The organism is Nocardia sp. NPDC056000, assembly GCF_042269265.1.
Taxonomy (GTDB): domain Bacteria; phylum Actinomycetota; class Actinomycetes; order Mycobacteriales; family Mycobacteriaceae; genus Nocardia.
In genome coordinates, this window is sequence record NZ_JBHJXS010000017.1 from 187,106 (window position 1) to 209,074 (window position 21,969).

General features: G+C 67.5%; 16 protein-coding genes. 7 read left to right on the top strand and 9 right to left on the bottom strand.

Annotation, left to right across the window (positions count from 1 at the left end; translation table 11 throughout):
• Positions 1-68: 68 nt before the first annotated feature.
• From ACFC4D_RS40405 to ACFC4D_RS40420, 4 genes are read right to left on the bottom strand one after another with little or no spacing between them, the layout of a single operon-like run.
• The gene (locus ACFC4D_RS40405; RefSeq protein ID WP_376071459.1) at positions 69-3,521 is read right to left on the bottom strand and encodes an MMPL family transporter; all 3,453 of its coding nucleotides are present in this window, start codon (positions 3,519-3,521) and stop codon (positions 69-71) included.
• Positions 3,521-4,267 (bottom strand): NYN domain-containing protein, encoded by a 747-nt coding sequence (locus ACFC4D_RS40410; RefSeq protein WP_364636430.1) that lies wholly within the window; start codon positions 4,265-4,267, stop codon positions 3,521-3,523. The genes ACFC4D_RS40405 and ACFC4D_RS40410 overlap by 1 nt, the downstream gene beginning before the upstream one ends.
• Complete coding sequence (gene trmB / locus ACFC4D_RS40415) at positions 4,264-5,091, bottom strand: tRNA (guanosine(46)-N7)-methyltransferase TrmB (protein ID WP_376071461.1); 828 nt, start codon at positions 5,089-5,091, stop codon at positions 4,264-4,266. Before trmB ends, ACFC4D_RS40410 begins: the two co-directional genes overlap by 4 nt.
• A 59-nt stretch (positions 5,092-5,150) precedes the next feature.
• Entirely contained in the window at positions 5,151-6,665 is a 1,515-nt protein-coding gene (locus ACFC4D_RS40420; RefSeq protein WP_376071464.1) for a lipase family protein, read from the bottom strand.
• A gap of 344 nt (positions 6,666-7,009) precedes the next feature.
• Between ACFC4D_RS40420 and ACFC4D_RS40425 the strand changes: the two genes are divergently transcribed.
• The 3 genes from ACFC4D_RS40425 (at position 7,010) to ACFC4D_RS40435 (ending at position 11,378) form a co-directional block, all read left to right on the top strand.
• A complete protein-coding gene (locus ACFC4D_RS40425; RefSeq protein WP_376071466.1) occupies positions 7,010-7,720 on the top strand; it encodes a hypothetical protein in 711 nt (236 codons plus the stop codon).
• Positions 7,721-7,723: 3 nt separating this feature from the next.
• Positions 7,724-9,328: a hypothetical protein gene (locus ACFC4D_RS40430; RefSeq protein WP_376071468.1), complete on the top strand. Its 1,605-nt coding sequence runs from the start codon at positions 7,724-7,726 to the stop codon at positions 9,326-9,328.
• Between the two features lie 223 nt (positions 9,329-9,551).
• Positions 9,552-11,378 (top strand): phosphoenolpyruvate carboxykinase (GTP), encoded by a 1,827-nt coding sequence (locus tag ACFC4D_RS40435; protein WP_375961115.1) that lies wholly within the window; start codon positions 9,552-9,554, stop codon positions 11,376-11,378.
• Positions 11,379-11,455: 77 nt separating this feature from the next.
• Here ACFC4D_RS40435 and ACFC4D_RS40440 read toward each other — a convergent pair whose 3' ends face one another.
• Positions 11,456-12,895: an aldehyde dehydrogenase gene (locus tag ACFC4D_RS40440; protein WP_375961113.1), complete on the bottom strand. Its 1,440-nt coding sequence runs from the start codon at positions 12,893-12,895 to the stop codon at positions 11,456-11,458.
• A gap of 285 nt (positions 12,896-13,180) precedes the next feature.
• Here ACFC4D_RS40440 and ACFC4D_RS40445 point away from each other — a divergent pair, with 285 nt between their 5' ends.
• Both ACFC4D_RS40445 and ACFC4D_RS40450 read left to right on the top strand, forming a co-directional pair.
• On the top strand, positions 13,181-13,384 hold the full coding sequence (locus ACFC4D_RS40445; RefSeq protein WP_375961111.1) for a hypothetical protein: 204 nt from the start codon (positions 13,181-13,183) through the stop codon (positions 13,382-13,384).
• A 158-nt stretch (positions 13,385-13,542) separates the two neighbouring features.
• Entirely contained in the window at positions 13,543-13,842 is a 300-nt protein-coding gene (locus ACFC4D_RS40450; protein WP_364636414.1) for a hypothetical protein, read from the top strand.
• Here the strand turns inward: ACFC4D_RS40450 and ACFC4D_RS40455 are convergent.
• The gene (locus ACFC4D_RS40455) at positions 13,804-14,661 is read right to left on the bottom strand and encodes a methyltransferase domain-containing protein (RefSeq protein WP_376071472.1); all 858 of its coding nucleotides are present in this window, start codon (positions 14,659-14,661) and stop codon (positions 13,804-13,806) included. The genes ACFC4D_RS40450 and ACFC4D_RS40455 overlap by 39 nt on opposite strands.
• Positions 14,662-14,921: 260 nt before the next feature.
• On the opposite strand from ACFC4D_RS40455, the gene ACFC4D_RS40460 reads away from it, so the two are divergent.
• A complete protein-coding gene (locus tag ACFC4D_RS40460; RefSeq protein ID WP_376071475.1) occupies positions 14,922-16,094 on the top strand; it encodes a glycosyltransferase family 4 protein in 1,173 nt (390 codons plus the stop codon).
• A gap of 32 nt (positions 16,095-16,126) precedes the next feature.
• Here the strand turns inward: ACFC4D_RS40460 and ACFC4D_RS40465 are convergent, their stop codons facing one another.
• From ACFC4D_RS40465 to ACFC4D_RS40475, 3 genes are all read right to left on the bottom strand, one after another.
• The gene (locus ACFC4D_RS40465; RefSeq protein ID WP_376071478.1) at positions 16,127-17,908 is read right to left on the bottom strand and encodes a hypothetical protein; all 1,782 of its coding nucleotides are present in this window, start codon (positions 17,906-17,908) and stop codon (positions 16,127-16,129) included.
• 9 nt (positions 17,909-17,917) lie between these two features.
• The gene (locus ACFC4D_RS40470; protein WP_376071481.1) at positions 17,918-19,312 is read right to left on the bottom strand and encodes a polysaccharide biosynthesis protein; all 1,395 of its coding nucleotides are present in this window, start codon (positions 19,310-19,312) and stop codon (positions 17,918-17,920) included.
• A gap of 103 nt (positions 19,313-19,415) precedes the next feature.
• Positions 19,416-20,594 carry a DUF3068 domain-containing protein gene (locus ACFC4D_RS40475; protein ID WP_375961101.1) on the bottom strand — a complete coding sequence of 393 codons (1,179 nt, stop codon included), beginning with the start codon at positions 20,592-20,594 and terminating at the stop codon, positions 19,416-19,418.
• 201 nt (positions 20,595-20,795) lie between these two features.
• Between ACFC4D_RS40475 and ACFC4D_RS40480 the strand changes: the two genes are divergently transcribed.
• Positions 20,796-21,968, top strand: a complete 1,173-nt coding sequence (locus tag ACFC4D_RS40480) for an acyltransferase family protein (RefSeq protein WP_376071518.1) — start codon at positions 20,796-20,798, stop codon at positions 21,966-21,968.
• Position 21,969: the final 1 nt, after the last annotated feature.

Genomic DNA, 21,969 nt, shown 5'->3' on the forward strand with positions numbered 1-21,969 from the left:
GCAGATACGAGAAAGCCCGGCCGAGTCGATGACTCGGCCGGGCTCTTTTCGTTCGTGCCGCGGCTGATTCAGTCGCGGTTCTGGCGGCGGAGCAATTCGTTCACGCTCACGGTGCGGCCGTCGCCACCGCGATGCTTGCCCTCGTCGTCGACGTCCTCGGCTTCGGCCTTGCCGGGGCGCTTGCGCGCCGTACGCAGATCGGACATCCACTGCTCGATGCTGCTGCGCCCGGGACCCTGCTGCGGCTGATCCTCGGCCGCGTGATGAGCCGGATGCGGCTGCGTCTCATCGGATTCGGACTCCAGCAGTTCCTCCGCCTCGTGCGGCTGGTACAGCTGCGCCCGGGTGGCCGGATGCGGCGGCAACTTCGACGCCGGAGGCGGCGGCAGCACCCGCTCCGCGCCCACCGGATGCGCTGCGGCGGGCGGCGAATCCTGTTGCGGCGCGGCCGGAGTCGATGCCGGGGGAGCGGCCGGAGCGGAGACCGAGGGAATCGGGCTCTGCCCGGCGCCACGCTGCTGACCTGCGCCCTGCGGGGCCTCACCCTGTCCGGCCCCGCCGTGCGGAGTCGCGCCGGGAGTGGACCATCCGTTCTGCGGAGCGTCGGGCTTCGGCGGTGTACCGGAGGCGGCACGCGTCGAGTCATCGGAACCGGCGGGCGGGGTGCTGCCCGGGGGCATCGCTCCGGAACCGAGGTTTCGAGGCGTCACACCGGTTCCGGCGACCGGACTGAAGTCGGGTGCCGGAAATCCGCCGTGGCTCCCGTTATCCGCCTGTGCGGGAACACCGTTCGACGCTCGCTCGGCGGAGCTGCCGGACTCGGTGCCGCTCGCGGGCTTCGCCGCGCTGAAATCGGTGGTCGGGGGCTCCTGCAACGGTGCGCGGAAGCCCGCGCCCGATTCGCCGGACCCCACACCGCGATTGCCAACCGCCGGACCGGGATTGCTAGCCGCCGGACCACTACTGCCGGATGCCGCACCGGTATTGGCGGCCGGGCCGCGATCGGCGGGACCGGTCGGCGGGGTGCCGCCGAGGTTGGTCAGTGACCCGCCGGAATCCGTGCCGGGGGTGGGCGGGTTGCCCGGGATCGGCGCGGATTGCGGTGCGGGGAACGACTTCTCGGCGTTCGGCGGCGCGCTCGCAGCGCCCGGCTTCGGGGTGACGTCCACGACCGGCTTGTTGAGCATCGATTTGCCGATGCGCTGGGTGGGCGCCTCACTGTCGATGTCGATCTTGCGTGCGGGCCGCGGCTTGCGCAGCCGCAGCGCGGCGGAATCGGTCAGCGCCGGAATCTGCATGGTGACCGGATCGGTGATGGGCGTGGTCTTGACCAGGTCGACCACTTCACCGCCGCCGGGTCGCTCATCATCGAGGATGGGCTCGCCGAGTCCGATCTTCTGCTGAATCTTCTTCATCCAGGCCGGAGCCCACCAGCAGTCGTCACCGAGCAGCTTCATGGTGGCGGGCACCAGCAGCATCCGGAGCACGGTCGCATCGATGAACAGCGCCGCCACCATGCCGTAGGCGATGTACTGCATCATCACCAGATCGGAGAAGGCGAAGGCGCCCGTCACGACGAGCAGGATCAGCGCCGCCGCGGTGATGATGCGACCGGTCTGGGCCGTGCCCGCGCGCACCGCCTCGGTCGTGCTCGCACCTTGGCTGCGCGCTTCGACCATGCGGGACAGCAGGAATACCTCGTAGTCCACCGATAGGCCGTAGATGATCGCGATGATCAGCACCAGCACCGGCGCGGTAATCGGCTGCGGGGTGAAGTTCAGCAGTGACGCACCATGACCGTCGACGAATATCCAGGTCAGGATGCCCAGTGTCGATCCGAGTCCGAGCGCGCTCATCAGCGCGGCCTTCAACGGCAGCACCAGTGAACCGAAGGTGAGGAACATCAGGATGGTCGTGACCAGCAGGACTATGCCGATCATCCAGGGCATTCGGCTCAGCAGCGAATCGAGGCTGTCCATCATGAGTACGGGCTGGCCGGTGACCAATACCTCCACGCCGTCCGGCACCGGCATCGACCGCAGATAGTCGACGGTCGCCTCGGGATGGGTACTGTCCTCGACGGTCGCATCGGAGGACCAGACATTGGACCCCGCGGGCGGTTTGGCCGGAATGCCGAACTGGGCGTTCTTGACCAGACCCGGAGCCTTGTTCGCCAATTGCAGGATCGGCCCGATGTCCTTGGAGTTATCGGTGATGATGACCAACTGGACCGGATCGGATTTTCGCAGCGGGAATGTCTCGTCGAAGTGCTGCTGCGCCAATCGCACCGGATTGGTCGGCGGCAGATATGTTTCCGAGATTCCGCCGAACTGCAGATTCTTCACCGGGATGATGAGCAGTAGCAATCCGATGGTCAGCGGTACCGCGACCTTGAGCGGATGCTTCATCACCCACGCGGTGAGTTTGCCCCAGAATCCGGCCTCGACCTCTTCGGCCGTCTTGGTTTTGCGAATCCACTTCAGGCTCAAGCTGTCCACGCGCGGACCGAGAATGCTCAGCAGTGCGGGCAGCACGGTGAGCGAGGTGATCATGGCCAGCAGTACCGCGGCGATGGTTCCGTAGGCGACCGATTTCAGGAAGCCCTGCGGGAACAGCAGCATGCCCGCGCTGGCCGCGATGATCATGGTCGCCGAGGATGTCACCGTGCGTCCCGCGGTCATGACCGAACGCCGCACCGCCGACCTGGTGTCATAGCCCTCCGCCAATTCCTCGCGGAATCGACTCACTATGAACAGGCCGTAATCGATGGCCAGACCCAAGCCGATCATCGACACCACGGCCGAGACGAACGAGTTCACCTCGGTGTATTTGGTCAGCGCCATGATCATGCCGTTGGCGGCGATGATGGTCAGGCCACCGATGATCAATGGCAGTGCGGCCGCGACGATTCCACCGAAGATGAAGAACAGCAGCACCGCGACGGCGGGCAGCGCCAGCATCTCCATGCGCTTCACATCGCTGGCGATGGTGTTGTTCAAGGTGTAGGCGATCGGTTGCAGACCGCCGACCTCGACCGTCACGCCCGGAATCTCGAACGCGTTCTGCACCGCGCCGTATGCCTGCAGCATCTCGGTGTCGTTGTTGCCGTTGAGGGCCACGGTCGCGAACGCGTGTTTGCGATCGGTGCTCACCGTCTGCGCGACCTGGTTTCCGGTATCGGTTTTCCAGGGTGCGACATTGACCTTGCTGATCTGCGGGTACTTCTTCGGCAGCATGTTGAGGCTGTCGATGATCTTCTGATTCCACGCCGGATCGTCGACGGTCTTGCCCTCGGGCGCGGTGTACAGCAGCACCACATCGCTGGTGTGGTCGCGGCTGTACGCCGAATCCCGCAGCTGCGAGGCCCGTGTCGACTCCGACGTGGGATCGAACCATCCGCTGGAGCTCAGGTGACTCTCGACCCCGAGCCCGAAAGCACCGAGGGAGAGCAGGGCAGCCACCATTACACCTAGAACGGTGAAGCGCAGCTTGTAGACCAGGTCGCCCCAGCGGGTGAACACTAAGCGACTCCTTGAGCGGGGCGGGAGGTGAGCAATGCCGACAGCGGCCGGAACGGCTGCAGCCAGGCTCCCTCGTCGGGCAGCGAATCGAGACTCACCCTGGGCAGCGGTTCACGGAACACGCCCGGGATGTCCTCGAGATCGATGAACTCGAGAATATCCGACGTGACCGCCCAACTCGCGTGCTCGCGAAATCCCAATACCTGGACGGGTACGCCGGCGGCGGCGATTTCCTCGAGCGGTGCGCGAAACGCCTGACCATCGGCGGAGGCGACCATGATTCCGGCCAGGCCCGCGCCGCGGCGGCGTAGCTCGATATGGCCGAGCATATCGCTGTCGACGTCGGAATCCTCGTCGATTTTGGGCTTCGCGAAAACCGCGTAACCGACATTGCGCAGCGCTTCCACCCACGGCCGCACCACATCCGCGGTACCGGGGGCGATATTGGTGAAAACGGTGGCTTCGGGTTCCACGCGCTGGCGGCTGCCGACCGACAGTTCCGCGGTGCGCGCGAGCAGCCAGCGGCCGAGCGCGTCGAAACGCGGACGGTATGCGGCGGTGGGGCGGCCGCCGAGAATGGCGCCGAGTCCCATATCCAGGTTCGGTGCGTCCCAGACGAGCAGTACCCGACGGAAGTCGGTACTGCTGCCGGAAAGGCCCGTGGTGCCCGTTAGTTCGGACGAAGCAGTGCCGTGCATTATTTCGGCAACATCCGCGACCTCCGGGGCCATCTCACTGACGCTCATGACTCGATCTTCCCCCAGATGAACTCCGTGATGGCGCTACCCGCGCGGAGTCCTTTTCCTTCGAACTTGGTAATCGGACGTTCGAAACCGATTGGTGCGGTTTCAAGATACCGCGAAGAGTCCCCACCCGTGGCCTCATTCATGCCGATGAGCAGGGATTCTCCCTTGCCTACTTCGGCAATGTGTTCCGCGTAATCGGCGTGATCGGTCGCGATGTGCAACACGCCGCCCGGCTTCAGCCGACTCGCGATAAGTGTCAGCGTCGCGGGCTGCAACAGCCGGCGCTTATGGTGGCGCGCCTTCGGCCACGGGTCCGGAAAGAACACGCGAACACCTGTCAGCGATTCCGGAGCAATCATGTTTTCCAGTACGTCCACGGCATCACCGCGCAAAAGCCGGATGTTCTCGATGTTCTCGCGTTCCACCCGCTGCACCAACTGCGCCAGACCCGGCTTGTAGACCTCGATGCCGATCAGATTGAACTCCGGCTCGGCCTGCGCCATGGCTGCGGTGGCCGTGCCGGTGCCGCAACCGATCTCGATGATCAGCGGGGCGGAGCGGCCGAACCAGGCATCGGCGTCCAGCGGCTTATCGGAGACGTCCGCGCCGATGCGCGGCCACATCCGCGTCCAGGACTCCTGCTGCGGCGGGGTCAGCGCGCCGCGCCGCGAACGGAAACTGGTGACCCGGGGGTACAGGCGATTGCCGCCCACCGCGCGGGGCACGCCCTCGACCGGGTGATCGGCGTCACCATTGAGATCGGCGGACCGCGGTCCGGGGACTGGCTCGGCAGTGGGGTTCGCGGCGTCGTTCACGGCGTCCATTGTCCAGTATTGAGTAATCAGCGCAGCGATCGACCACGCGTTCGGGCGTGCGCCATCACTCAGGCCGCCAGCTCCGGCGCCTCGGCGGTGACCTGCTCCGACTCCGCTGTCAGGGGCAGTCCGAGCGTGACACGCATTGCGGTAGTTGCCATTTCCACCAGGCCGCGCCAATGCTCCGGACGCAGCGCCACCGACCAGATGGTCTTGGTTGTGGGTTCTGTGAGAGTTTTTCCCGCGATCCGATCGGCCAGCCAATCCAGGCTCAATGGAGTCGCCAGCGGCAGCAGTGAGAAATGCTCGCTCAGGCGATCGCGGATGTACCAGACCGCCGCGCCCGCCTCCCGATAGCGCTCGACCTGACCGTCGATGCCCGCGACATCGATGACCTGATCATGCACGGGCTGCACCACCAGCACCGGGCAGGCCGGAGCTGTACCGCCGAGCCGGATGTCGTCGAACATGTCCTCCAGCTCCGGCAGCACCTCGTCGAGTGGGCGCAGCAGGTAATTCTCCAACCGGCTGCCGACCAGCCAGGGCAGGGCGGCGATCGGGCCCAGACTCCGCACCCGATCGAGCAGCCGACGGCCCTGTTCGGTGAGATCTTTGTCGATCACCTCGGCCATGGCCGGATATACGCGCGCCAGCGCGGCGATCACGATCGCCGGGAACCCGGCGAACAGGCCACCGTTGAGCCGCAGGAACACCTCGCGCGGATCACCGACCGGGGCGCCCAGCGCCGCGCCCACGATATTCAGCTCCGGCGCGTATCCGGGCGCCATCTCGATGGTCCACGAACTCGCCATGCCACCACCGGAATACCCCCACACCGCGATCTTGGTGTCCGGGCGCAACCCCAGCGGAGCGAACCGCAGCGCCGCGCGTATCCCGTCGAGCGTGCGGTAGCCCGGCTCCCGGGCCGCCCCGAAATTCCCGTGCGGGCCCTCATGATCGGCGATCGTCACCGCCCAGCCGCGGCGCAGCGCGTTCGCCACCAGAAACCACTCCAACTGCGTGATCGACCCGGGGGACAGCGCACCCCGGCGCAACGCGTACGAGGGCGCGCACCGATCGGTCACCGCGTCGATGGCGGCTCCGAAGGCGAGCAGCGGTCGTTCCGCGTCCGGGTTCGCGCCCTTGGGCAGCAGCACCGTGGTGACCGCGACTTCCGGATCGCCGTGCAGATCGCTGCTGCGATACAGCAGCTGCCACGCCGTGACCTGCTGCGGAATCACTCCGAGCAGCGCCAATTCCACAGGGCGACTGCGCAGTACGGTTCCCGGATCCTGCGCGGCGAAGCCACTCGGCGCGTGGAGGAACGGATCCGCGCTCGGCGGCAGCGGGCGACCAGCGGCCGGGGAGCGCCATTCCGGTACCGAAGCTCGCTGTGCCACAGCCGAATCGGCCACGCGCACGGTGGGTCGGGGCGCGGCCGAGTCGAGGGGTTCGGCGGTGGGCAGGTGCCGCGCATCGTCGCCCTGCTGTGGGGATTCGGCTGAATCGACCGGATCAGCGGGCGAATCGAGCTGTCCCGCAGGGTAATCGGCCGGGGCCGTGACATCAGCGGTGACAGTCATGACGAGTCTCCCTGTGTGAGTTCGGCCGCCGGACACTCCCCGGGGGAACCGCCGTCGCCGTTATCGGCCTGGGTAGCCGACCGGATCGAAACCCTAGGTGAGATCGCGGTGTCTGTGAAGAGCAGTTGCACCGAATTATGCTGTCGCACAGATAAACCCGCACTTCACGAGGATTTCTCACCGCACAGGTCGGACCGCGCGGTCTCACTCGAGCGCATCGCGGCACGCGCTCGTGCCGGTCCGATCCCGCGATGTCGTGCCGCCCGCACCGGGCAGTTCCGGCAGACCGGGCGGGTTGTGGCGAACGCGGTTCGATCCGCTCGGGCCACGACTAGGCTCGCCCGGTGCCGACCGGGCGATCACCGCGTATCCAGGTCAGCGGTCGCGCCCGCGCGGGTAAGTCCACGCTGCGAAACGCGCTGTCCCTCACCACCGCCGAGGAAACCGCGCCGGTGGACGATCCCGGACATCCGGACCCGGTCCTGGACGGCGATCTCATCCTCTATGTCCTGCCCGGCACCCTCGGTGCCGCTGACCGCCGTGTGCTCGAAACCCTGCGCCCGGACCGCACCCTGGTGATTCTCAACAAGGCCGATGCCATCGGTTCCCGGTGGTCCGACGCAGCTCAGGCTGCTGCCCGGCACAGCGAAACCCTTGGTATCCACACCCTTCCCGCCGTTGCCTCCCTGGCTGTGCACACCCGTGCGGGCATGTTCACCGAGGCGGATCTGCGCACCCTGCGCCGCCATCGCGACAGCGCGGATCCGGCCTTCACGCTCACCGCGGACCTCTTCGCGGATCCGGCCGTCGCCGAGGATGTACCGGCCCGCGTGGAATTACTGGAGCGCTGGGATCTGCACGGTGTCGCCTGCGCCCTCGCCGCGCTGCGGCACGCCCCCGAGCTGGCCCCGCAACCGCTACTGCAAATCCTGCACTCCGCCAGTGGAATAGATCTCATCTATTGGGCACTCCATCACCTTTATGAACGGGCGGCGGCGGAAATCGCGGGCGCGGTTGCCGAATTCCCCACCCGGTCCGCCCCTCGCAACGAATAACGAGTGTTGGATCGTGAACCCGAACCCCTGAACGGAATGGCCCCGCTCCCTTTCGCACTGGATCTGCCGCCGGTCGAGAGAACGCTGCCACCACCCGAACCGCTATCCGCAGCTCGGGTGTCCGAGGTGCGGCCGACGGGTCTTTCCGCGCTGGCGGAAGCGATTGTGACGCGCTGGAATCCGCACGGGATGGCATTGCTACTGGCAATGCGAAGTTGTGCACAGGTCTCCCACGGGGCGGTGGCGCTGGTTGGGGATGACGATGTGCATATCCCGCTGCTGCGGGCCGAATTGGCCGGTCACACACCGCGTGTGGAGTTGCTGACGGCCGATGCGGAGAGTCGTGAACCGCGCCGACCGGCAGCGGTGGCCTGCGTGGTGCTCGACGCGGGAGCGCCGATCGGGCGGGAGCTGCTGGGGATGGTGCGACGGTTGCGCGGTGCGGGCACTCGGATCGTGTTCGCACTGGCCGGATTCCATGCGCACCCCGAATGGCGGGAGGTGCGGGAACGGGCCATCGAGTTGCTGTCGGAGGGCGAGCCGGTCGAGATCGTCCCGATTTCGGCGCGCATGGCGGTGGTGGCGCGCATGAACGGGGATGCGGGACTGGGGGATCGGTCCGGTATCGGGGAATTGCACGCCCGGCTGGTGGCGGCCGTCGGCGCCGGGGCTGTGCGGGATCAAGCCGGGATCGTGCGCGAACGGGTGGTCGCGGAGACGCGCACGCGGATCGAAGGCGAGCTGGCGAAATTGCGCACGGGCGGTGATGTGGCGGCGCTGCGGGCGGAGCGGGCGACATTGCTGGCGGTGAACGACGGCGGTCGCGGAACGGCGATGGCGATGATCCGGAATCGGCTGCATTTGGCGCGGGTGGATTTGCTGCACGAGGCGGGTGTCCGGATTCGCGGTTTGAACGCCGCGGCCCGCGCCGAGATCGAGCGGTTGCCGCGCGGGGCGCACGCCGGTTATCCACAGCGGTTGCAGGATTCGGTGGAGAAGATCACACGGGATATCGACCGCGATACGCACGGCCGCCTCGCGGAATTGGATCGGCTGCTCGCCGAGGCGGTGCGCGCACCGGATTCGGTGCCGCCCGATCTGCCCGCCGGGAGCGTCCTCGGGTGGCGGGATCGGCGGCCCCGGGTGGGTCCGGATCCTGAACCCAGGTGCCGGGGTGTCGAAGATCATCTGATGATCGCGTTAGGGGGCTCGGCAGGGTTCGGCGCGGCGCGGCTCGCGGTGGTCCCGCTGGCGTGGTGGGAGGCGGCCGAATACGCAATCGTGCCGGTCGGTTTGGTGCTCGGCGTGGCCGCCGCGGGCTGGGTGGTGCGGGCTCGCCGGCAACTCGCTGAGCGCGCTCATTTACGGCAGTGGGTGGCAGACGCGCTGGTCAACGTGAAGGCGCAATTGGAGCAGCGGGTTGCCACGGCACTGGTGGAGGCGGAGGAACGACTCACCGAACGCGTGCTGTGGACCAGTACCGCGCGCATGGTCGAAACAGACCGCAGGGTAGGGGAATTGGAGGCGCACTTGCGGCAGGCGGCGCAACGGCGACCCGCATTGTTGACGGCATGTGAACGTGACCTGAGCGCACTCGATTTCGCATAATCGCTGGTCGGAGGTTTCGACCCGGTACCGACTGGACAACCCGATTCCATACGCCGGGATATATGGCGTTAACCTCTATGGCAGGAACCTGGGCGTCCGCTTGGTCCTTGTACGCCGTCCAGCCGGGACGAGCTACCTGCAAGGCGAGGGTGGGTGCCTTGCCGCAATGGTGGCACTCGGTGTCGCGAGCACCCCGGGCCACCCATCTCAGGAGAGTTGTTTCATGACCTCAGCGACCATTCCTGGTCTTCACGATGGCACCGCGCCCACCGAGCACAAGGAACTGCTTGCCTGGGTACAGGAGGTCGCAGAACTCACCCAGCCGGAGCGCGTGGTCTGGGTCGACGGCTCCGAGGAAGAGGCGGTGCGGCTCTCCGAGCAGCTCGTCGCGGCCGGCACGTTCAAGAAGCTGAACGAGGCCAAGAAGCCGAACTCCTACCTCGCCCTCTCCGATCCCTCCGACGTCGCGCGCGTCGAATCTCGCACCTACATCTGTTCGCGCAACGAATCCGACGCCGGCCCGACCAACAACTGGGTCGACCCGTCCGAGATGCGCGCCACCATGACCGAGCTGTACCGCGGTTCCATGAAGGGCCGCACCATGTACGTGGTGCCCTTCTGCATGGGCCCGCTCGGCGCGGAAGACCCCAAGCTGGGCGTCGAGCTCACCGACTCCGAATACGTCGTGGTCTCGATGCGCGTGATGACCCGCGCCGGTTCCGCCGCGCTGGAGAAGCTCGGCACCGACCGCCCGTACGTGAAGGCGCTGCACTCGCTCGGCGCGCCGCTGGCCGAGGGCCAGGCCGATGTGCCGTGGCCGTGCAACGACACCAAGTACATCACCCACTTCCCCGAGGATCGCGAGATCTGGTCCTACGGTTCGGGTTACGGCGGCAACGCGCTGCTGGGCAAGAAGTGCTACTCGCTGCGCATCGCCTCCGCGATGGCGCACGACGAGGGCTGGCTGGCCGAGCACATGCTGATCCTCAAGCTCATCTCGCCGGAGAACAAGAACTACTACGTGGCCGCCGCGTTCCCGTCGGCCTGCGGTAAGACCAACCTCGCCATGATCCAGCCGACCGTCCCGGGCTGGCGCGCCGAAACCCTCGGCGACGACATCGCCTGGATGCGCTTCGGCAAGGACGGGCAGCTATACGCGGTCAATCCGGAGTTCGGTTTCTTCGGTGTCGCGCCCGGCACCAACCACTCCTCCAACCCCAACGCGATGGCCACCATCGACGCGGGCAACACGGTCTACACCAACGTGGCGCTCACCGATGACGGCGATGTGTGGTGGGAGGGCCTGGAGGGCCAGCCCGATCACCTGATCGACTGGAAGGGCAACGACTGGTACGAGCGCGAGTCCGAAACCCTCGCCGCGCACCCGAATTCGCGCTACTGCACCCCGATGTCGCAGTGCCCCACCCTGGCTCCCGAATGGGACGACCCGCAGGGCGTGCCGATCTCGGCCATCCTGTTCGGCGGTCGCCGCAAGACCACCGTCCCGCTGGTGACCGAATCCTTCGACTGGCAGCACGGCGTGTTCATGGGCGCGACGCTGTCCTCGGAGCAGACCGCCGCCGCCGAGGGCAAGGTCGGTACCGTGCGCCGCGACCCGATGGCCATGATCCCGTTCCTGGGCTACCACGTGGGCGACTACCTGGGTCACTGGGTGAACCTGGGCAAGAACGCGGACGCGAACAAGCTGCCGAAGATCTTCTACGTCAACTGGTTCCGTCGTGGCGATGACGGCCGCTTCCTGTGGCCCGGATTCGGTGAGAACTCCCGCGTGCTGGAGTGGATCATCGGCCGCATCGAAGGCACCGCCGAGGCCACCGCCACCCCGATCGGCAATGTGCCGGTCGCGGCCAACCTCGACCTCGAGGGCCTGGACGTGGTCGCCGCCGACGTCGACGAGGCGCTCAAGGTCAACCCGGAGGAGTGGAAGCGCGAGATTCCGCTCATCGAGGAGTGGTTCGAATTCATCGGCGACAAGCTGCCTTCCGGCGTGCGCGACGAGTTCGAAGCTCTCAAGGAGCGCCTGGGCTGATTCGCCCCGCAAGCTGAATACGAAAGGCCGTCCGCACTCCTCGGAGCGCGGGCGGCCTTTTCGGTGGGGTGTGCGGTCTAGCCCGTGTAGCCCGCGGGCATCAGGACGGACTTGAGTTCGCAGTAGGCGTCCAGGCCCTCGGGGCCGTTCTCGCGGCCGATTCCGGAGGTCTTGTAGCCGCCGAAGGGGGCGCTGGCGTCGAAGGCGTACCAGTTGATGGCGTAGGTGCCGGTGCGGATCTGGCTCGCGACCTCCGCGCCGTGCTCGATATCGGTGGTGTAGACCGAACCGGCGAGGCCGTAGTCCGAGTCGTTGGCGATGGCGATGGCCTCCTGTTCGGTGTCGTACGGCAGCACCGACAGCACCGGGCCGAAGATCTCCTCGCGGGCGATGGTCATGGAGTTCGCGACGTCCGCGAAGACGGTCGGTTCCACGTACCAGCCGGGCAGATCGGACGGGCGGCCGCCGCCCTGGATCAGGCGCGCGCCCTCATCCTTGCCCTTGGCGATATAGCCCTCGACGCGTTCGCGCTGCGTCTGCGAGATCAGCGGTCCGAGTTGGGCATTCGGGTCGTCGGGCAGGCCGAGCGGGAACAGGCGCACGGATTCGGTGAGGGCGTCGACGATTTCGTCATAGCGCGAGCGCGGGGCCAGGATGCGGGTCTGGGCGACGCAGGCCTGGCCGCTGTTCATCAATCCGGAGAAGGCGAGTTTGGGCATATCGGCGATATCCATGTCCGGCAGCAGGATTGCCGCGGATTTGCCACCCAGTTCGAGCGAGCAGCGCTTGAGCTGGCTGCCCGCGATCGAGGCGATCTTGCGGCCGACGGCGGTGCTGCCGGTGAAGGTCACCTTGTCCACATCCGGATGTGAGATCAGGTATTCGGAGACCTCGGGTCCGGCGGGCAGTACGGACAGCACGCCCTCGGGCAGCCCGGCCTCGGCGAACAGGTCGGCGAGCAGGTTCGCCGAGAGCGGTGTCAGCGGTGCGGGCTTGAGCACCACCGAACAGCCCGCCAGCAGTGCGGGGGCGAGCTTGTTCACGGCCAGGAAGATCGGCACGTTCCAGGCGATGACCGCGGCGACCACGCCGACCGCCTCGCGCGAGACCCGGGTGGTGCCGAACAGGCCGGTGCGGGATTCGGTCCAGGGGAAGGACTTTCCGAGCCCGGCGTAGAAGTCGAGGGTGCCGCGGGCGGGGATGTAGTTGAGCGTGGTGGCGGTCATGGTCGGCGCGCCCATCTCGGCGGACAGCGCCGCGGCGAACTCGCCCGACTTCTGGTCGAGCAGTGCGACGGCGCGGGCCAGCAGTGCGGCGCGCTCCTCGGGCGGGGTGGTGCGCCAGGGTCCGTGATCGAAGGAGCGGCGGGCGGCGGCGACCGCGGCGTCGACGTCGGCGCGGGTGGGGTCGGGCACGCTGCCGACGGTTTCGAGGGTGGCGGGGGAGACGACCTGAACGGTTTCCGAACCCGCGGGCGCGGTCCAGCTGCCGCCGATGAACAGACTCTGGTAATCCATGAGAACACGTTACAGTTTTGGCCCGAGGGCTGTCTGTAGTGAAGACCGGACAAGTGTCCCGGTCAGTGGGATGAAATCGAAAGCGCGCGAAGTTCATTCTTCCGGGGCGGTTCGCAATTCGATTCGCCCACCGGTGCCCTATGCTCTCCCGTGGCTCCTCAGCATGACCGATCCGGTCTGTTGCTATAAATTAGCTATTGGTACTTCGGTTGCCGCGCCCCCTTTTCGAATTTCCAGCCCTTCGGCCGGCTACTCGTTCGATTACGCGAAAGGTAGGCGAATCGTATGACCCAGGTGCATTCCGACGCTTTCGTTCTCCCCGAGTTGACCGAGATTCCTCCGCTGTCGGCGAGCACTCCGATGCAGCGGGCCGCGAGTCAGTTGCAGAAGGTGTTACCGCCGGGCTGGCAGGTGGAAGTCGTGGAGAGTTCGCAGGGGGCCGCGCGGGTGGGCCAGCCGGTACTGCGATTGGTGATGGGCGATCTCTGAGCTATCGCGTAGCACTCGCCACCATCGAATTCCAACCTGTCGGTTCGCTTTTCGTGAAACGCACTATTGCATTCGGAAGGCGTAGCGAGCATGCTTTATAGCTATCGTGGATAGCTCGCTCATAACGTGAACCGTTATCGCACAGGGGAGTCCGGGTCATGGCGGTGCAAGTGGTCGATCGGTCGCTCATGACAAGCGATCTCACGCCTCATCAGGCGAAAAGCGTTGGCGTGGGCGGTTGGGTGGTGTCATTCCTGCCCGGCCGCACCCTCACCACCGAACAGGCCACGGCCGCACTACAAGCCGCCGAGGCGGTAGCTGCGGTGAACGCGCTCGCCGGACAGGTCGGGCTCACGGCAATGGAGACGGTCGGGCTCGCAACCCAGGAGTCACCCTGGGGCGAACCCGAATGCGGTGGGCTACGGCGCTTTTGGCGGCGTGGTCGACTCGAGCGCTGAATCCGCTTCGGCGGCAGGCGTTCTCGTGGCCGCGCGCTTGGTGGCGACCACGACCAGATTGCTGGTCAGCAGTTCGCGCACGATCGGCACCCGCACCACCCACCACGCCCAGCGCGGGTGGTACCGGGGAAAAACGGCCAAAATCTCGATATCGCCGGGTGCGGTATTCGCCCAGCGCACGCCGTCCCGCGCACTCACGGCGAACAATGACCTGCCGAAACGATTCTTCGGTTCGCGGCCCTGTATGCGGCGATATCTGCGCGCGGCGTACTCACCGCCCAGGTAGTGCCACGGGCCGGTCTCATGCCCGCCGAACGGCCCGAACCACACCGTGTACGAAAACACCATCAGCCCACCGGGTTTGGTGACGCGCAGCATTTCCCGCGCCATCACCCAGGGGCGCGGCACATGTTCGGCCACATTCGAGGACACGCACACCTCGACCGCGTCATCGCGGAACGGCAGCGCCATGCCCGAACCGCGCACCGCGCCCGCCACCCGCAGGCCCGCCGCGTGCATCTCCGAAGGATCCGGTTCGACCGGCAGGTAGCGCGCACCCGCACGGGTGAACTCGTCCGCGAAATAGCCGGGACCGCCGCCCACATCGAGTACGACCGTCCCGCTCAGGGAGCGGCCCGTCAGATCCCGGTAGAAATCGGCCACCATATCGGCCGTATCGGTCGCGATCCCGCCGTAGAACAGGCCCGGATCCGTCTGCTCGAACCGGAAGCTGCCCAGCAGCCGTAGCGAGCGTCGCAGGGTCGCCCGACGCGCGAATCTCGGACGTCTCCCGGCACGGTTCTGCTCGGCTCGAAGCATGGCGAGCAGTCTCGCACAATTACGGCCATCACCCCTTCCCACCCACAACCTCGCACCCCGACACGCCTTCTTCGCAAGGAAAATGGCCGCGATGCGATGACGAATCCGGCCCTTACCCGGCCGGGGAGGTAATACGGCGACCCTCCGGGGCGATTGAGCAGTTGGTGGTCGGCTGACCACTGTTGGCTCGGGGAGGCGGGCCGGGCTATAGGGTGGAGCCCATTGTTCGCCGTCCCCATCGATGACCCTGGAGATCGTCCGTGCGTGAAGTGCTGCTGCTGTGCTGGCGCGACACCGGGCATCCGCAGGGCGGTGGAAGTGAGCGCTACCTGGAACAGGTGGGCGCTCAGCTCGCCGCCCGCGGTGTGAAGGTCACGTTGCGGACCGCCCGGTACCCGGGGGCCGCGCGCCGCGAACACCTCGATGGGATCGAGATCAGTCGCGGTGGCGGGCGGTACACGGTGTATCCGCGGGCGCTGGCCGCCATCGCGCTCGGCCGGTTCGGCATAGGGCCGCTGGCTGGGCTGCGGCCCGACGCGGTGATCGACACCCAGAACGGGATCCCCTTCTTCGCGCGGACGGCCGCGGCGGCCCCGACGGTGGTGCTGGTGCATCACGGGCATCGCGAACAGTGGCCGGTGGCGGGACGACTGATCGGGCGCATCGGCTGGTGGATCGAATCCCAGCTGTCACCGCGCGTGCATCGCGGCAATCAGTACCTGACTGTGTCACTGCCCTCGGCCGAGGAATTGACCGCGCTCGGCGTCGAGGCGGCGCGAATCGCGGTGGTGCGCAATGGCGCCGAACCCATTCCGGAGCAGGCGCCGACCGGTGATCACAGCACCCGCACCGCGCATCCGAGCATCGTGGTGCTGTCGCGGCTGGTGCCGCACAAGCAGATCGAGGACGCCATGGCGGTCGTCGCGGGCCTGCGCGGGCGCGTTCCCGGCCTGCACCTGGACGTCATCGGCGGCGGCTGGTGGGATGCCAACCTGCGCGCGCACGCCGATGAACTCGGCATCGCCGACGCCGTCACCTTCCACGGCCACGTGGACGAGGACCGCAAACACGATCTGCTCGCCCGCGCCTGGGTGCATGTGCTGCCCTCCCGCAAGGAGGGCTGGGGTCTGGCGGTCATCGAAGCCGCCCAGCACGGCGTCCCGACCGTCGGCTACCGCAGCTCCCGCGGCCTCACCGACTCCATCGTCGACGGTGTGACGGGCGTCCTCGTCGACGACGTCACCCAATTGACCGAAGCCGTGGGCGATCTCCTCGCCGACCCCGAATCCCGTACCGTCCTGGGCGAAAAGGCTCGCGCCCGAGCTCGCGAATTCTCCTGGGAGCAAACCGGAAACGGCGTCTTCGACGTTCTGTCTGCCGTCGCCCGCGGTGAACGCGTCTCCGGACTCGTTGCGGGAGCGACGGTTTCCTGAGTCCCCGCACTACGTCGGTATCGGTGGCACGGTTACGCGGCTGAGCGCGTCGCGGATCGACGCCGGGTCCGCGACCGCGATAGGAAGCGAACGAGCGCGGAAACGATTCCGCCGCAGAGCAATACGCCCCACACCAGGTGAGCGGCACCGGATACCCGCCGCGCCGCGGCCGAGGCATCATGCGGGGTGATCTCGCCCGGCACCCGATACAGCTGTAGGTCGCGATCGCTGTACACCGAATTGAGCTGGCCCAGAGTTATTTTCGATTCGCCGACCGGTCCCGGCGTACCACCCTCCACCAGCACCCATCCCACACCGAGCCGCGCCAGTTCCGCCGCCGAGCCACCCCGCAACAGCAACCGCTCGACCTGCCCGGCCCGCATCCCCTCACCGGATACGGTCGCTCCCTGCACCGGAAGCTCCCCGGTCTGCAATACATCCCGAGGCAGCATTCGAGGCGCGGGATCCAGCACCGGCGCACCTCCGGACCACCGGAACTTCCGGAACATCCCCCCGGGCAGCACCGCCACATCCCCCGGCCCCTCGACCTTCGAGGCAACCCGCTCCCACCCAGCCGGATACGTCACCGGCCGCAACGCCCCACCCACGCCCCAAGCCATATCCGGCAGTGAAATCAGCACCAGCACAACGAATACCGCTGCCACCGCCCCAACCGGACCGTGTCCCCGGCGCACCTCGCCGCGCCGCGCGATCCACTCCGCCACCGCTCGGCAGCCGGCAGCCGCACACACTACGAACGCGGGCATGGCCAGTGCCGCGAATTTCTGTGTATCCCTCAGCAATCCGGCCCCCGGCACATGCGCCACCAGGAACTCTCCGATCGAGAGGCCCCACCCGGTAGCTCCGAGTGCCGGAATCACGATCGCCGCCAGCGCCAGTCCCGCCAGTACCTGCCGGGTACCCGGGGCCGTGGCACCGGGGCGGAGGGTGGAACGAATTCCGGTGGCGACCAAGGCCAGCAGTATCGCGGTGCCGATCAGGGCGAAAAATGTTGTGCGAGAGCCGGGGACGGCGGTGCTGTTCCAGATGCCGCCCAATCCGGCGAGGCTGCCCAGGGTTCCGAGCAGTGGTTCGGCTCGCGCGGCGAAGGCGGCTACGCCCGCCGGATCCGAGGGCTCCGCGCCCGAGCCCACGAGTACGGTGGCGGCCAGCCAGGGGGCCGAGGATGCGATCCAGAGAGCCACTGTCGCAAGCAGATTCCGGCGGCCGACCAGTAGGAAGGCCATGATTCCCGCCAGCAGGGAACCGGTGGGCGTCAGGCCCGCCACCGCCAGCCAGCCGCCGAGCGCCGCCCATACCGGCCAGGTTCGAGCGAAAGGTGCCGGGATGGTGCGTAAACGGGTGGCATGCAGGGCTATCCAGGGGAGGGCGGCGTAGCCGGTGAGCAGGCTCCAATGGCCTTGCAGGAGGCGTTCGGCTACGTAGGGGTTCCAGATGGCGAGGGTGGCGGCCACCAGTTGGGGGCCGGTGGAGACGTGCAGGAGATAGCGGGTGAGGGTGGCCGCGCCCCAGCCCGCCAGCCAGAGTGCGGTCAGCAGAATCGCTTTCACGATCAGGCCGCCGTCGATCAGGGGCGAAAGAGTGGCGATGAGGGCGTCCTGCGGGACGGCGCGGGGTGCGGCGTCGCCGAGGCCGAGGGCGGAATCGGTCAGATAGGAGCGGGGAGTGCTGACCGCGTCGCGGAGCAGGAGATAACCCGGGCCCAACAGGGGACCGAGGACGAGCAGGGACAGCGCCAGGCTGTACCCCGCGGGCACGAACCTGCTCCAGCTACCGCGAACCCGACTGTTCACACCGGCACCCTATGCGCCGCTCGGGCCGAAATCGGGGACGCCGAAATCGCTTTCGCCGGGGACGCCCGGGCCGCTGTCGCCAGGTGCGGTCGAATCGCGTTTGCCGGGGGTGGCCGGGTCGCTTTCGCCGGGAGCGGCGGAATCGCGTGCGGCAGGGACGCGGGAGGTTGTTTCACGAGCTGTGCGCAGCGCCAGCACGGTGATCACGAGTGTGGTGAGGGCGGAGGTCGTGGTGGCGATGGTGATCAGGGTGGATACCGAATGCGCCCACCCGAGCATCGCGCCGACGCCGATGGCGAGACCGAGCCAGGTGATCGCGGCCGGTGCCGTGCGATCGGCGGCGATCGCGGAGAGCAGTGCGCCCTGCAGCACCGCGAGCAGTGCGCCGTTGAGCGCGAACACCCACAGCAGTCCCTGCACCGGCGCGTAATCCTGTCCCGCCAGCAGCGGCGCGAGCGGCGCGGCGACGGCTGCGGCGGCCACCGCGAGCGCCCCGATCCCGGTCAGTACGGCCAGCGCCGACCGCACCGCGCGCGCGGAATGCTGCGGCTGCGCCATGCGCGGATACAGCACCACCCCCACCGCCTGCGGCAGCCAGAACGCGATCTTCGCCGCGATGGCCCCGAGCGCGTACCGCCCGGCATCGTTCTCGTCCAGCACGATTCGCGACACGATCAAATCCGCCGACGACAGCGCCATCAGCGCCGCCTGCACCTGCACCGCTCGGAACACCGGCAGCACCCCGGCCCCGCCCGTGTACTCGCGCGGTGGTGCGGTGCGCTCGTCGGCGCGATCGATGCCGTCGACCGTGCGACGGGCACCGAGTGCCGCGAGGGCGATGCCGATGGCGGCTGCCCAGAGTGCGGCGGTGGTGCCGCCGCCGCTGCCGAGCACCACGACGGCGGGGGTGACGCGCAGGATTCCGGCGCCGCCGAGGACGATCGCGAGTTCGCGGAAGCGGCTGCGGCCCTGCAGGATTCCCTGCTCCCCGGAGAGCAGTACCAGAACGGGTGCGGCGCACAGTGCGGCGGCCGCGGCCACCAGGCTCACCGACAGCACCGCGCTGACCACGGGTACGAGCGGAATCGCCACGGCGGCCACCAGCGCGGCGCAGCGCAGGGACAGGCCGCGGGCGGCGGGGATTCCCGCGCCGCGCACGACTTCTCGGGCGACCACATTCTGTAATGCCAGCGCGGGCACCGCGCACAGCAGCTGTACCGCGAGCAGGCTGGCGAACGGACTGTAGCCCGCGACGCCCAGCCATCGACTGGCCAGCAGTTGCAGCAGATATCCCGCCACATTGGCGGTCATCGCGCCCGCCGTCACCAACGTCAGATCCGCCACCACGGGTAGACGACGTACAACGGACACGACCGCAATGCTCCCACCCGCCCGCACGACCATCGCGCCGCACCCCCGGAGTTGTCCGGGCCGGGCAATGCGCGGGTGAAACGAAAGCGGCCCCGCACCTTCGAAAGGTGCGGGGCCGCTTCGGGACCGGGCTTGGTCAGGGCCGTTTGTCCATGTCGATCTGCTGGGTCTTGCTGATGTCGATCTGCTGCGTCGGCGCGTCCGCGAACGGGTCGGGGCGCGGGCCGCCCGCGGGAGCGGGAGCCGGGGTGACGCGGCGGACCGGGGTGCCGCCATTGCCGTTGCCGCCGCCGAGCACGCCGAACACGATGCCGGCGATCAGCGCGATGGCGCCGATGATGCCGAAGGCGATCGGGACGGTGCGGCCGAAGAGCGACAGCTTGTCGATGTTCTCCTTGGCGACCGAGATCTGCGATTCGACGGTGTTCTCATCGAAGATCAGGCTCGCGTTGAGGACGGTGACCTCGGGCTTGTCGGCGCTGCGCGCGTAGAACTGCTGTACGTGCTCGCCGCCCTTGATGACCGTTCCGGTCTTGGGCTCGACCCACACGTCGCGGGTGTTGGTGTACCAGCGGGTCATGGTGACCGGCGTTTCGCCGCCCTCGACGCCCCACTTCTCGGCCGGCAGCGCCAGCTTGTTGGTGGGGGAGTTGACCACGGTGGAGAGATCGGTGACGGGGACGGTCTGCTGGAAGTGGTAGACCTTCATGTCGTTGATCTCGGTCTCTTCGACGAAGTTGATGTCGAAGGTCTTGCGCACGTTCAGGTCGAAGTAGGGGTAGGCCTTCTTCTCGGTGCCGATGGGGAAGCGGTACTGCAGACCGGTGTGCTGCACCGGATCCATGACCGCGTCGCCCTTCTTGTCGACGGTCGCGCCGACCGCGCCATTGGGGCCGCCGTCGACGGAATCGACGGGCATGCCGTCCTTGCGGTCGATGGTGACCCGGTCGAGGGTGGCGGTGAGCAGGCCGGTATCGCCCTGCTTATCGGTGCGCCGCAGGGTCTGACCGGCCTGGATGGTCATCTCCGAGGCGTTCGCCGGATCTTCGACGGTGAGGAACCGCTGTGAGAACAGCGGTACGTTGGTGTCCACCTTCGCCGAACCGGTCGGCGAGGTGAGCGACTTGGAGTCCAGCACTTCGCTGGGAGCCCCTTGGACATTGGTCGCGACGGTCGTGATCTCCAGGTCAAGCGGGGTTTTCGCGAGACGGCTCACCGTGTAGGTGGGGATCATGATCGCGGCGACGAGCAGCAAAGCACCCAGCCCCACGAGCAGGCAGGCCACGGTCCTTCGGGTACCGGCACTCAGTGCCATGCAGGTTCTCCTCGTCGTCGAACAGGTCGTTCCGATCAGTGCCGTGGTCGCCGCACAGCACTCGTGAGCCCCGACACTAACAGTCGATCGGCTCACATCGTCCTGCCGAGGCAGGAAAACATCACGAAACGCCCGTAAGTCAAACACAGGGTGCTCACACGCGTGAGTAACAAGGCAAACTGATCCTCGATGACCGCCACGCTGCACCCGCCCTCCGAACCGACCGAACCGGTCCGTCCGGACACGCCGGACGCGGAACTCGATCGCCGGTCGATTCGCCGTCCCGGAGTCTTCGTCCCGGCCCTGGAGGGCATGCGGGCCATGGCCGCGCTGGGTGTCGTCGTCACACACGTCGCCTTCCAGACCGGGGCCACCACGTACCCGATCATCGGCCGCGTGCTGGAACGCTTCGATATGGCCGTCGCCATCTTCTTCGCGCTCTCCGGCTTCCTGCTCTGGCGTCCGCACGCCGCCGCCGCGCGCGGACTGGGAGCCGCGCCCTCGACGGGCCGCTATCTGCTGCATCGCGCGGCCCGCATCCTGCCCGCCTACTGGGTGGTGGTGTGCGCGGTATTGATCCTGCTCCCGGGCGCGGCGCATACCGCCGGACTCCGCGTATGGGTCTCGAATCTCGCCCTGACACAGGTCTTCGTGCCGTACACGCTCACCGACGGACTCACCCAGATGTGGAGTCTGTCCGTGGAAGTGGCCTTCTATCTTGTCCTTCCGCTGCTCGCGCCGGCGCTGATGTGGTTGCGCGGGCCGCGCGCGAATTGGCGGGTGCCCGTCCTACTGGCGATCGCGGTGCTGTTCCTGAGCTGGAATCTGCTGCCCGTCCCGACGCCCGAGGCGATTCACTCCGACAACTGGCTGCCCGCCTATCTGCCATGGTTCGCCATGGGGATGCTGCTGGCCGAACTCTCCGATCGGGACGTACCGCGATGGCGGCGCATCGCGGGCGACCGGCGGCTCATGTGGCCGCTGGCGCTGGCCGCGATGCTGCTGTCGGCGACACCGTTCGCCGGTCCGGCCGGGCTCACGCACGCGCAGCCGTGGCAGTACGTATTGAAGATATTCTTCGGCGCGATCATCGGATTCAGCCTGCTCGCACCCCTGGTGCTGCGCCCGGAGGTGCGGTACCGGTGGCTGGAGAGCCGCACCGCCGCCACCCTCGGCCGCTGGTCGTACGGCATCTTCATCTGGCATCTGGCGGTGCTGTCGATCATTTTCCCGGTGTTCGGCATCGTCCCGTTCCGGGGACATTTCGTGCAGGTCTACCTGCTGACCGTCGCCTTCACCCTGCCGCTGGCCGCCGCGAGTTTCGCACTGGTCGAGGAGCCGGTGCGGAAGTGGACGCGCCGCCGTTTCGGCTGAT